A 12,647-nucleotide genomic window follows, 5' to 3' on the forward strand; every position below is an offset into this window, starting at 1 on the left:
GCTTCCGCAATGGAAGATCGAAAGGTTCACCCGGTTGGGGCGGGTCAACTTCGAGCGCACGACTTCGAGGTTTCCAGGCGGTCCTGTTCTCATTATTTTCGTTGCGTGCCGTTACCCCCGAAAGCGGTTGCCTCAGTTGGTGCCGAGCCGTTGCGCGAGAGCGAGGAGCGGTTTCGCATCGCGACGCAAGCAGGAAAAATCGGCGTCTGGGACTGGGACATCCTCGCCGACCGGATTCTATGGAGCGAATCGCTCTACACCATCTACGGCGTGACCCCGGGGAAGACCCACACGATCGAAGACTTCCGGGCCAGGGTCCACCCTGACGACCGCGACATGGTCCGCAGCGCGATCGGCAACGCGCTGGAGCACGACTCGCCCTCCGAGCTCGAATATCGCGCGGTGCGGCCGGACGGAAAAATCGTCTGGCTGTTCATCAACGCGAAAGTGATTCGCTCCGATGGCCGCCCGGTGAGAATGGTCGGTTCCACCCTGGACATCACCGAACGCAAGCGCGTCGAGATTGCCCTTCGCGAGAGCGAGCAACGCTTCGTCAAAGCTTTCAGCGCCAGTCCGCTCTGTCTGACGATATCGTCCCTTGCTACCGGCAAATTGCTGGAGGTGAACGAAGCATTCGTTGCGGTCACCGGTTACTCGCGCGACGAAGCGATCGGCAGGACCACCGCCGAGCTGGGCGTATGGGTACAGCCGAACGAACGGGAAGAGGAGCTGACTGCGGTCGAGGCTGCAGGATCGCTTCGCAACCGCGAGTATCGCTTTCGCATGCGCAACGGCCAGGAGATCACCGGGCTGCTCTCTGCCGAGGTGATCGACGTGGCCGGCGAGCGGTGCGCCTTGACGGTCATCCAGGACATCACCGACCGCACGAAATACGAGGAGGCATTGCGCGTGGCGGATCGTCGCAAGGACGAGTTCATCGCCACCCTCGCTCACGAGCTGCGCAATCCGCTGGCACCGATCCGCAACGGCATCGAACTTCTCAAGCGCGCGGCCGACGACCCTGTCCGCAATGCCGAGGTACTGGCGATGATGGACCGGCAGCTCGCACAGATGGTGCGCCTCGTCGACGACCTGCTCGACGTCAGCCGCATCAGCCGCGGCAAGTTCGAGCTGCGCACCGAACCGATCGAGCTGTCGAAGGCCGTTCGCAACGCCGTCGAAAGCTGCCGTCCGACCATGGACAGTGCCGGTCACCACTTCGTCGTCAGTGATCCCGACGAGACGATCCTGGTGCAGGCGGATCTTGCACGCCTGTCGCAGGTCATTGCGAATCTTCTCGACAATGCGGCCAAATACTCACCGCGCGGCAGCACGATCCGCCTCAGCGTCGAGTCCGGTCCGGGCGAGGCCGTGGTGCGGGTTCGCGACAACGGCATCGGCATTCCCACGTCGATGCTGCCGCAGGTCTTCGAGATGTTCACGCGCGCCGACACGTCGCTGGAGAAGCCGCAGTCGGGTCTCGGCATCGGCCTGACCATCGTCAAGCGGCTGGTGGAAATGCACGGCGGAAGCATCGAGGCGCACAGTGAAGGCGAAGGCAAGGGCAGCGAGTTTGTCGTGCGGTTGCCACGTCTCGGCTCGTCGCCGGCCCAGGAAGACTCTGCGTTCGACGCGACGCCCGATGTGACACACTGCCGGGTGCTGGTCGTGGACGACAATCGCGATTCAGCAGAGAGCATGGCGATGGTGCTCGGCGCCATGGGACACGAGACGCGCATCGCCTACGATGGTCGCCAGGCACTCGCGTCCGCGGAATCCTTCCAGCCCGACATGATCCTGCTCGACATCGGCATGCCGGTCATGAACGGCTACGAAGCCTGCCGCCGCATCCGCGAGCTGCCGTGGGGACGCAACGTGATGGTAGTGGCGATGACGGGATGGGGACACCTGCAAGATCGCGAGCGCTCGCGCAACGCCGGGTTCGACCATCACCTGACCAAGCCCGTCGACGTCGCGTCGCTGCAGCAGCTGCTCGCGGACCGGACGGGTTCCGGCTCCGGTGCGGGCGCACCTTCGTCGGCGTAACGGCCCGTCATCTGTTCGCGGTTGGGGGACAGATCGAGCGATCGTCCGGGCAAGTGCTGGATTCACTCCTTTAGCAGCTGTGCCTAGCAGGCTGCGGAAAAACCCCTCCCGTCGGCCCGCACGCCGCTTGCACGCGACACCGGCGTTGCGAAAACTTGCTGTAGTCCGCAGCTACAGCGGCGTTTTCGCGCCTTGGTGTCGCGCGCAATCGACGCACGGACCTCGGTCCGGAGTTTTTCCGCAACCTGCTAGAGAATCGTTCCGTGCATGACCACCATGGCGACCGAGAAATAGATTACCAGCCCGGTCACATCCACGAGCGTCGCGACAAAAGGAGCGGAGGAAGTGGCGGGGTCGGCACCGAGGCGTCGCAGGATCAGCGGGAGCATCGATCCCGAGATGGTTCCCCACAGCACGACGCCGACCAGGGAGAATGCAACCGTGAGCGCCACCAGGACCCAGTGGGGACCGTAGATGTCCGAGAACGCGCTCCACAACGCGATACGCACGAAACCGATCGAGCCGAGGATCGCGCCGAGCGCGAGTCCCGACAGGACTTCGCGGCTTGCGATCTTCCACCAGTCTCCCAGCCGGAATTCCCCGAGTGCCATTGCACGGATGATGATCGTAGAGGCCTGGGAGCCCGAGTTTCCGCCGCTCGAGATGATCAGCGGCACGAACAGCGCCAGCACGACCGCTTTCGAGATCTCGCCTTCGAAATGACCCATCGCCGTGGCGGTGAGCATCTCGCCGATGAACAGGACGACCAGCCACGTCGCGCGCTTCTTCACCATCGTCGCAAACGAAGTCGTCATGTACGGCTGGTCGAGGGCGCCCGGTTCGACGCCGCCCATTCGCAGGGCGTTCTCGGTCTCTTCCTCGACCATCACGTCGATCACGTCGTCGACGGTCACAAACCCCACGACCCTCCCCTCCTTCTCGAGCACGGGCACGGCGAGCAGGTTGTACTTGCTGATCTTCTGCGCGACTCGCTCCTGCGGCTCGTGGACGCCCACGCTGATCGGTCGTCGCCGCATGACGTCCGTCACCGCCGTGGCCGGACCGGCCATGATGAGATCCTTTAACGAAACCGCTCCCAGGAGACGGTCTGACCCCGGCTCGAGGACATAGCACGCATAGATCGATTCCTTCTCGGCAGCTTCCGTACGGATGCAGTCGATCGCCTGCGACACCGTCATGGCCGGCTCGAGCCTGACGAACTCCGTCGTCATGATCCCGCCGGCCGATTTCGGCGGATATTTGAGCAGCACCTCGACCTCCGCGCGGACGGCGGCGCTGAGGTTCGGCAACATGCGGTGTCGCTCGTGCGGGCTCATCCGCCGAAGCACGTACGCCCGCTCGTCTGACGATAGCGCTTCGAGGATCTGCGCGGCCTTCGCGGGATCGAGTTGTTCGACGATCGTGCCGCGGCGCCGCAGGTCGGGCTGGTCGAGCACCTGGACCGCTTTGTTCAGCGGCAGGTGCCCGAGGGCGTGAGCTGCCTCGGCCGTCGACATGTGGTTCAGAAGGTCTGCGAGGTCAGCGTCCCGCTGCTCCAGCAACTCGCTCGGAAAGTCCGGCGGCTCGTGCTCGAGCGAAGACCGCAGCGCGTCGATCAGTTCCTGTTGGTTCGACATAAAGACTCCTGAGGGCGCCCGGCAACCCACACCATCGGCGATGTCGGTCCACTGGTCGTGAACCGCGCCGGCCGAGCGGGCAACACGGGCGCAGACGATACGAGTCGCACGCCCGCTTCTTCAACTGGAATGAAATCTGGCCGCGTCACCCGCAAGAACAAACTCCGGAACGCCGCAGCGCCGGCGGGGACCAGCTGCCGTAAGGTGTCGATCCCCTGAAAGTTCCCCATTGATTCTATTGCCATCCTCGCCATCGTCCTGGCATCGCGCGATGAGAGTCCGGCCGAGGATCGAAGGGCCACCCGCTGACGAACGGGTGACGTCCGTTCACGGGCGCGAACCGGATCCTTTCTCAGGGCCGCGGCTGCTCCGAGGCGGCTCGATCACTGCGCAACGCAGCCCGGCTCGTCGCTCGCGCTTCCAGTCGCCGGCGCTTTGGCGCATTGGTGAGTGCCACGATGAGACGACTCGCCCTCGCCACCGCGTCGCTGAACTTTCTCCTTTTCTCCGGTTTGATATCGGTCCCGCCGGCCGGCGCGGCCCATACCAAGGGTCGTGAGGTCGCGCCGCTCGCACCGGAATTCAAACCGGGTGACTACGTCTGGAAACCGGAGGCCTCGCCCGCCGGACCGGTCGTCGTCATCGTCAGCATCCCCGAACAGACGATGTTCGTTTATCGCAACGGCGTGCGAATCGGTCGATCCACCGTCAGCACCGGCGCGAAGGGGCACGCGACGCCGACCGGCGTCTTCACCATCCTTCAAAAGAAAGTGGATCACGAGTCCTCGATCTACAAGGGCTCGAAGATGCCGCACATGCAGCGACTGACGTGGGGCGGCATCGCGATGCACGCCGGTCAGCTCCCCGGCTATCCGGCGTCCCACGGGTGCGTGAGACTGCCCGTGGATTTCGCTGCCAAGCTCTACAAGGTGACGACCATGGGCACGACCGTCATCGTGACGGATCAGCGCAACGCGCCTGGCCGGACCGCCGACCCCGGCCTGCTGCTCAGCGGCAAGACCGGAGAAGCACCCGGGGCACCATTGCCCGTCCAGGGCTTCGAATGGCAGCCGGAGAAATCTCCGAACGGCGCCGTGTCGATCATTTTCAGCATGGCGGACATGGTCGCCTACGTGTATCGCAATGGCGTGCAGATCGGGCGCGCGAGCTTCGGCCTCGACGAGCAGAGGCGTGTGCACGGAAGTCACGTCTACTCCGCGCTCGCAGCGGCGAATGTGGATGGTCCTCGTGAGTGGCTCTCCACTACGAGCATCGGCGGCGGTACGGCGCCGGACGTAAAGACCCTCGCTGCCGCTACGACAACGATCTCCGCAGAGTTCGTCAGGAACGTGCGCGCGATCGTGGAACCGGGGACGTCGCTGATTCTTACCGACCTGCCGGTGTCGCCCCAGACTCACAGCGAAAAAGGCTTCGAGATCATGACCACGGATCCGGAGTAGGCGCGCGGCTACGGCACCCAGTCTACCGAATGATCTTGCAAATAATCATCGACCGCCGCACCAACGGTCGGATGGAACGTCTCCTCCCCCAGCAGTTCCATCAGCTCGAAGCGTACCAGCTTTTCCTTCACCGGATCTTTCATCTCGGCAAAGTGCAGCTCGATGCCCGCCTGTCTGAGCGTCGTAGCGAGTTCGCTCAGCATGTCGGCCGCCGTGACGTCGACACTCGTCATGGGCTCGGCGGCCACTGTGACTCGACGAATCGAGTCAGGGGCCTCACGGATGGCCTCGACCATGCACTGCTGGAATAGGTCGGCATTGGCGAAGAACAGCGGCGCATCCCACCGGAACAGCAACAGTCCTGGCACGAGGCGTGCCTCCGGATAGCGCTGGATATCGTGAAAGCCGCGCACGCCCTCGACGCGTCCGAGCACGGCGTAATGCGGCCGCCAGCCGTCCCACAGAAACTCGATCACCGCCAGCACGACCGCGATGCAGATTCCCGGCACGGCGCCCAGGATCAGCACGCCGGCAAAACAGGTCATCGACAGCCAGAACTCCCACTGCTGGATCCGAAAGATCCGCTTCAGGTCCGCGAACTCGAAAAGGCCGATTGCCGCAGCGATCACCACCGCCGCCAGGGCGCTGCTCGGCAGGTTTTTCAGCAGGTCGGGCGATGCGACCAACAGCAGCGCCACGGCTAACGCACTGACGACCCCGGTCAGTTGGGTTTTGTCGCCGGCAGCTTCGGCAACCGGGGTACGCGACGAACTGCTGCTGATCGGAAAACCCTGGAAAAAGCCCGCCGCCAGGTTGGCGACACCCAGTCCAACCATTTCCTGGTTGGGATCGACATAGCTGCGAGTGCGCGCCGCATAGGTTCGTGACAGCACGCTGGTGTCGGCGAAAGCCACCAGTGCCGCAGCCACGCCGCCGAGAAGTACGCTCGTGACATCCACACCGCTCAGTCACGGAAGCGCGAAGGATGGCAGGCCCTGGGGCACTGCACCGAGAACCTTGACGCCGTGGCTGCTGAGATCGAGCCCTGCAACCGCCAGTGTTGCCAGCCCCATCACGATCAGCAGCGACGGCAGGCGCGGGACGCGCTTGAGCGCAAGAATCAGCGCGAGGCTGCCGCCGCCGACCGCGAAGCTATACCAGTTCGCTCGACCGGCGAGCAGTGCCTGTACCAGGTGCCAGACATCCAGTCCTGGACGCTCGCTTGTCAGCGAGATTCCGAAGAGCTTCGGGCTCTGGCTGATCAGCACGGCCAGTGCGATGCCGTTCATGTAGCCATAGCGTATCGGCTTGGAGAGCAGCTCGGTGATGAACCCGAGACCCGACAGACCCGCAAGGATGCACACCGAACCGCTGACAACGGCCATCATGCCGGCCAGCGGCACCGCACGCATCGGATCAGAGCCGGACAGCGGCAGGACGACGCCGAGGATCAGCGCGGCAAGCGCCGAATCCGGACCGAGCACCAATATGCGACTCGGGCCGAATGCGGCGTATGCCAGCAGCGGGACGATCGTCGCGTACAGGCCGTAGACACCCGGCACACCGGAAGCTTCTGCGTAAGCGATACCGGCCGGCACCAGCATGCTGGTAAGTACCAGGCCGGCAGTCAGGTCATCGATCAGCCAGCGCCGCTCGTACTGCCTGAGCATGCCCAGACCCGGCAGCCAGCGCTGCCATCCGGTCTGGCGAGTCGGGATCGCGAGAGAGATGCTCCTGGAACCGGCCTGCAGTTCGACCGACATCTTCGTGCCCTTATCGCGTCAGCGAAGCAGGGCGAACTCCACGTCACGAGAACTTACCTGCGTCACAGCAGACTTCATCGGAACTTCATATAAAATCGAGTATTCTCGCCCGTCGAGAGTTTCCCGTGCCGTCCGCTCCGAGACAAAATGGCTCCCCCATGGAGTTCCTGCCTGCGTTCGAGCGGCGGCACCGCATCCAACACGGACGGGACAGGCATCGTTGATCGCCTCTGACGCCCTAAGAAGGGGGCTCGCGTCGATGCGCCGACCTTCCTGGCTGACGAAGGCGTCGCTTCTCATCACGGGGACCGCGCAAGACCCGGTGGCGTTCGTGGCCAAGCTCCGCGACGAGGACCCCGTCTTCTGGATCCCGTACTACGAAGCGTGGCTCGTGACCCGGCACGATGACGTGCGGGCATTGTTCGCGGACGCGCGGGTGACAACCGATGCCCGCGCATATGAGCGCCACATCCCGTCGGGCATCGCTGGCGCCGCGCGCTGGCTCGGTGCGATGCCGTTTCGCTCGATGCAATCGGACCCCCAGTCGGTGCCGCGTCGCCTGGCGATGGGCGTGCTGACACCGCGCGCCGTCGAGAGAACAGAGGAACGCATCCGTGAGGTGGTCGAACAGTGTGCCGCGCCGCTGCGGTCGCGCTCCGACGTGGTCGACCTGATGACGGAGTTCACAACCCCGATTTCCACGATGGCCATCGGCCGCATCCTCGGGGTGCCGCCGAAGGGTGCCGACGAGATTCGCTTTCGTCAGCTGGCCGTCAAAGCCACGCGCGGCATTCGGCCCTTCCTCAGCGACGAGAAGCGGCTCAAGTCCGAGCGCTCCGCGGTGGAGATGTGCGAGTACGTGTCCGAGCTTGTCCGGGAACGTCGACGCGAGCCTGCCGACGATATGATTTCGGACCTGCTCGGTGCCTCTCGGGCGACCAGCAGCGATGAGATCGATGATGTCGTCCGTATTGTGGCCGCGCTCGTCTCGGCCGGAACGGGAACCGTCGGCACCGCCTGCGCGCGCGCACTGCGCACGCTGCTGCTGCATCCCGCTCAACTCTGCCAACTGCGTAGCGATCGATCACTGCTGCCCAACGCCGTGGACGAATTGCTGCGCTACGACAGCGGGCTGGCCGTGGTGCCCCGCTATGCGCTCGAGGACTTCGAACTTCGCGGACGAGCCATCAAGAAGGGACAGCTGGTGGCACCCTGTATCCTTGCGGCCAATCGCGATCCGGACGTGTTCACGGATCCAGACCGCCTCGACCTCGGCCGTGACTGCAGGCAGGCGCTCAGCTTCGGGTATGGGCCCCACTACTGCACGGGCACCGGCATTGCGCGTATCGAAATGCGGCTGATGCTCGACGCGGCTCTCGATTTCCTGCCACCCCGCGCCCGGCTTCTGACGGACCAGATCCGCTGGAGCGCCAGGGGCATGATGGCTCAGATCAGGAGCCTTCCGGTCGACTTTGGGGCGTGACTGGTTTGCGCCCATGGCACCACTCGGTCTCCCCGAGGACGCGTGCCGCGAAAATGCCATGAAGAAACTGCCTGAGATCACTTTACTGTTCTGGATCATGAAGATCGCAGCAACGACACTCGGCGAAACAGCCGGTGATCTCCTGGCCCAGACTTTGGGCGTCGGGTACGCCGTCGCCTCTCTCCTGCTGCTTGGCCTGTTCGTGATCAGTCTGGCGCTGCAGCTGCGTGCGCGAAAATTTCATCCCCCGCTCTACTGGACCGTGATCCTTTCCACGAGCACGGCCGGTACGACGATGTCGGACTTTATCAATCGCACCGCGGGGCTCGGTTACGCAGGCGGAGCGTTGCTCCTGATCATTGCGCTGGCAGTTGTTTTCGCTGTCTGGCATCGCAGCGGCTACCCATTCGACGTCGCCACCATCACGACTGTGCGGGGCGAATCGCTCTATTGGGCGGCGATCCTCGTCTCCAATACCCTCGGCACTTCGCTGGGGGACTTCCTTGCCGACAGCTCGGGCCTTGGCTTCCTCGGAGGCGCGCTGGTGGTGAGCGGCTTGCTGGCGGCCCTCGTCATCGCCAGGTCCACTACGCGCGTCTCGCACACGTCGCTTTTCTGGATGGCGTTTGTCCTGACCCGACCGCTCGGCGCGACGACGGGCGATTTTTTCACCAAGCCGATCGCCGCCGGCGGCATGGGCTACGGGACACTCGGCTCGTCGGTCATCCTTGGTTCTGTCCTGGTGGCACTGATCGCCCACACGTATCGAAAGCAGCAGCAGCCGGTATTGGTCACGCCGCTGACTGTCTGAACCTGCAACCGAACACGAACTGGCTTGCCGCTGTCCAGCCCGCGCGCGGCGACCACTGCGCCACGGCGACCGAGCCTGCCGGTGCCAAAGCGTCCAGTGAAGCGCTTCGGCGGGGGGGCACGATGCGGTTGTTGTTGACACCCCCGCGCTCATCGGCGTAACCATTCGCTATCGCGCTCCTCCTGCCTGGACGTCGAACTGGGGGTCGTATGCAGCTGCGCCTCATCGTCATTTGTATTCCTGCGCTGGTGTTCATTGCTGCATCGGCTCGCGCCGACGTGGCGGATCATCTCAAGTGCTACAAGATCAAAGATCCGCTGAACCTGTCCGCAACGGCCGACCTCAACACTCCGCTCTTCGGCGCCGACGCCGGATGTTCGATCTCCAAGGCCAAGCTCTTTTGCGTACCTGCGACAAAGACCAACGTTTCGGCGAAGAACAAGACGACAGGCACGACGATCACGCTGCAACGCGTGGATGGTCCCGACCCCGGAGCCCGCATCTGCTACAAGGTGAAGTGCCCGGCCTCGGTCCCCGATCAGGAAATCAGTGACCAGTTCGGGACACGAACCGTGGGTGTTGTCGGCAGCTCCTTGCTCTGCACTCCTGCGGTCCAGGGGCCCGTGCCGACGACGACCACCACAACGACGACGACCACCCTCTCGTGCGGGTCGCCGTCGCTTCCCTGCTGCGGCAGCGTATGCAACGTCGGCTGCTGTGTAGGAGGGACCTGCGTCGCCGAGGGTCAGCAATGTGGCGCGCCGAGCTGCAGCGACTCGACGGCCTGTGCCTTCGAGGGCGACCCGACCTGCGATGAGACCGGGACGAAGCAGCAGAACTGTACGCCGCAAGTCTGTTCGACTGGTAGCTGCACTGCCGGCACTCCCTTCTCGCAGACGATCGATTGCTCGCGCTCGACGGATGGTACAACTTGTTTGGTCACGCAATCCGGTTGTCCCGTCAATAATTTCCGTGAGATTTGCTGCAGCGGGGGAACCTGCAGCCAGCAGTGCGCTCCATGCGGGCCGTGAAGGTCCGATCCCGGAGCTGGTTCAGCGCTCCTCGGCGTAGAGACGCAGCGCGAATCTGCCGGCCGCCGTCGCTCGCAGCGCCTCGACTTCCTCGCGCCACGCCGGCGTCAGTCGGTCCAGCGGTAGGCGGCGCATGCTCGCGGCGCTTCCGGCGTAGCCTTCCGGGAACAGCGCAAGCGCTGCCAGGCTTGCGAACGTGATGTCGACGAAGGTCTTCTCCGGTCCTGCTTCGAGATAGCGGCGACCGTCCGAGAGCATCGCGTCCACTTCGGCGAACACGCGCCGGGTCGCCTCCAGTCCCTCTTTGGCTCGCGGCCCGCTGACGCCGAGCGCCCGCCGCAGCATCGTCGCGAGCGGAAATCGAATGTACGGAAGGATCCCGCGCTGCCAGCCTGGGATCTGCGGCTCGTCAATGCCCCACATCAGCAACGTCAGGTCGGGCTGCTCGAGTAGATGCCAGTACGACCAGAGGCGGACATTGATCCCGAGTTCCTCGTCGAAGTGCTTCTCGAGCGCGAGCCGCTCCGGCGACGGAGCAAGCAGCCCGGCAGCCGGCAACGTCGCCGACCACGCGCCCCACAGGTAGCGCAGGATCTGCGACGATTCGCAGATCGTCGAGCGTGCCGCTGGAACGACGAGCATCGGCACTGTGCGGCCGGTCAGCAAAAGGCCGAGGATGCCGATGCTCGGCAGCTCGCGATACGGAATTCCCGTTGCATCCAGGCACCAGCGAACCTTCTCGACGTAGTGCGAGTACGTGATCGTGTGCAGCTCGAGAGTGCTGTCTGCCGGAGGCGACATCACCCGTCGCTGGCGCAGGGCCAGTCCGGCAGCTGCGACGAGTGCCGTCGCCACGAGCGCCGCCGCTACACCGAGCCCCAGGAGTGCCGTGACGGGTGCGAGCGCATAAAGCGCGAGCGTCTGGAGCGTGATCGGGTCGCCGAGTCGCATCAGTCCGGATCCTTTGCCAGGCAAGCCACGACCCCCGCCGGACGTTCGGCGAGCGCGTCGTCCGTCAGCGTGCGGAACGGATCCGTACCGCAGGGGCAACGCCGAGCCTAACCGGGCGCCGACGCCTCGGCGGCGTACTGTCCATTGCTAAACCCTCGGCCTTCGGGCATCCGGGAACGCGACTGATCGGACGAGGCACTGACGAGGTCGAGGAGATTGTGATGGCGACAACGATGCGCGCCGCGGTGTTCTGCGGAAAAGGAAAGATCGAGATTCGCGAAGTCCCTCGTCCCGAGCCCGGGGTCGGCGATGCGCTCGTCCGGATCACGCTCACGACGATTTGCGGGACCGACGTTCACATTCTCAAAGGAGAGTATCCTGTCCGTGAGGGTTTGATCATCGGGCACGAGCCGGTGGGCGTGATCGAGTCGCTGGGAGCCGGTGTGACGGGGTATGCGCTGGGAGATCGCGTGATCGTCGGCGCCATCACACCGTGCGGCCAGTGCGGCGCCTGCCTTTCCGGTACGCATTCGCAGTGCGGGCACGGCGGCAACGGCTACGAGGCCATCGGCGGCTGGCGATTCGGCAACACCATCAACGGCTGCCAGGCCGAATACGTCGTCGTGCCCAACGCGCAGGCCAACCTCGCCAGGATCCCGGATGGGCTCTCGGACGAGGAAGTGCTGCTGTGTCCCGACATCATGTCGACCGGATTCTCGGCCGCAGAAAACGGCCACGTGCGCCTCGGCGACGCCGTGGCGGTTTTCGCCCAGGGACCGATCGGCCTGTGCGCGACGGCTGGCGCCCGCCTCGCCGGCGCGTCGCTGGTCATCGGTGTCGACAGCGTGCCCCATCGACTCGAAGTCGCGCGACGCATGGGCGCGGACGTCGTGATCAACTACAAGGAGCAGGACGTGATCGGGGAGATCAAGCGCCTGACAGGCGGCGGCGTGGACGTCGCGATCGAAGCGCTCGGAACCCAATCCACGTTCGAAAATGCGCTGCGCAGCGTCCGTCCCGGCGGGACGGTCTCCAGTCTCGGCGTCTACTCGGGCCACCTCATGGTGCCGCTCGATACGATCGCCGCCGGCCTCGGCGACCACACCATCGTAACGTCGCTCTGCCCGGGCGGCAAAGAGCGTATGCGCCGCCTCATGAACATCGTCGCGGCAAAACGCTTTCCGTTCGGGGAACTGGTCACGCACCCGTTCGCTTTGGCCGACATCGAAGCTGCATACGACCTGTTCGCCCATCAACGCGACGGGGTGATGAAAGTCGCCATTCGCCCGTGACCAATGGACCTCGCCGGTCAATTCCTTTCGATCGCCTTCACGCCCGTTGCCGCCGCAGCCCTTGTTTTGACCCGGCCCGTTCGGCATCTGGAGCCTGACCGGCGGGGCTTCGGGCCTCGGCCGAACTCCGGGATGGCAGCAGCGCGCCGTCAACCACCGATCCGTCCTGCTAC

Annotated in this window: 8 protein-coding genes and 1 pseudogene; 6 read left to right on the forward strand and 3 right to left on the reverse strand. The window is 64.6% G+C overall.

Going from position 1 to position 12,647, the window contains the following annotated elements; translation table 11 throughout:
• Positions 1–150: 150 nt before the first annotated feature.
• Positions 151–2,046 carry an ATP-binding protein gene (locus VGK20_12505; GenBank protein ID HEY2774859.1) on the forward strand — a complete coding sequence of 632 codons (1,896 nt, stop codon included), beginning with the start codon at positions 151–153 and terminating at the stop codon, positions 2,044–2,046.
• Between the two features lie 248 nt (positions 2,047–2,294).
• Here VGK20_12505 and mgtE read toward each other — a convergent pair whose 3' ends face one another.
• Entirely contained in the window at positions 2,295–3,683 is a 1,389-nt protein-coding gene (gene mgtE / locus VGK20_12510) for a magnesium transporter (GenBank protein HEY2774860.1), read from the reverse strand.
• Between the two features lie 458 nt (positions 3,684–4,141).
• On the opposite strand from mgtE, the gene VGK20_12515 reads away from it, so the two are divergent.
• A complete protein-coding gene (locus tag VGK20_12515; GenBank protein HEY2774861.1) occupies positions 4,142–5,143 on the forward strand; it encodes a L,D-transpeptidase in 1,002 nt (333 codons plus the stop codon).
• 8 nt (positions 5,144–5,151) lie between these two features.
• Here VGK20_12515 and VGK20_12520 read toward each other — a convergent pair.
• Positions 5,152–6,813 (reverse strand): annotated as a pseudogene (locus VGK20_12520) (SulP family inorganic anion transporter).
• Positions 6,814–7,126: 313 nt separating this feature from the next.
• Between VGK20_12520 and VGK20_12525 the strand changes: the two are divergent.
• The 3 genes from VGK20_12525 to VGK20_12535 all read left to right on the forward strand — a co-directional run bounded on the left by VGK20_12525 (position 7,127) and on the right by VGK20_12535 (position 10,231).
• Positions 7,127–8,389 (forward strand): cytochrome P450, encoded by a 1,263-nt coding sequence (locus VGK20_12525; GenBank protein HEY2774862.1) that lies wholly within the window; start codon positions 7,127–7,129, stop codon positions 8,387–8,389.
• 58 nt (positions 8,390–8,447) lie between these two features.
• Positions 8,448–9,200, forward strand: a complete 753-nt coding sequence (locus VGK20_12530) for a hypothetical protein (GenBank protein ID HEY2774863.1) — start codon at positions 8,448–8,450, stop codon at positions 9,198–9,200.
• Positions 9,201–9,409: 209 nt separating this feature from the next.
• On the forward strand, positions 9,410–10,231 hold the full coding sequence (locus VGK20_12535; protein ID HEY2774864.1) for a hypothetical protein: 822 nt from the start codon (positions 9,410–9,412) through the stop codon (positions 10,229–10,231).
• 21 nt (positions 10,232–10,252) lie between these two features.
• Here VGK20_12535 and VGK20_12540 read toward each other — a convergent pair whose 3' ends face one another.
• A complete protein-coding gene (locus VGK20_12540) occupies positions 10,253–11,182 on the reverse strand; it encodes a glutathione S-transferase N-terminal domain-containing protein (protein HEY2774865.1) in 930 nt (309 codons plus the stop codon).
• A gap of 233 nt (positions 11,183–11,415) precedes the next feature.
• Here VGK20_12540 and VGK20_12545 point away from each other — a divergent pair, with 233 nt between their 5' ends.
• On the forward strand, positions 11,416–12,474 hold the full coding sequence (locus VGK20_12545) for a zinc-binding dehydrogenase (GenBank protein HEY2774866.1): 1,059 nt from the start codon (positions 11,416–11,418) through the stop codon (positions 12,472–12,474).
• Positions 12,475–12,647 lie beyond the last annotated feature (173 nt).

The organism is Candidatus Binatia bacterium, from assembly GCA_036493895.1.
Lineage (GTDB): Bacteria > Desulfobacterota > Binatia > UBA1149 > CAITLU01 > DATNBU01.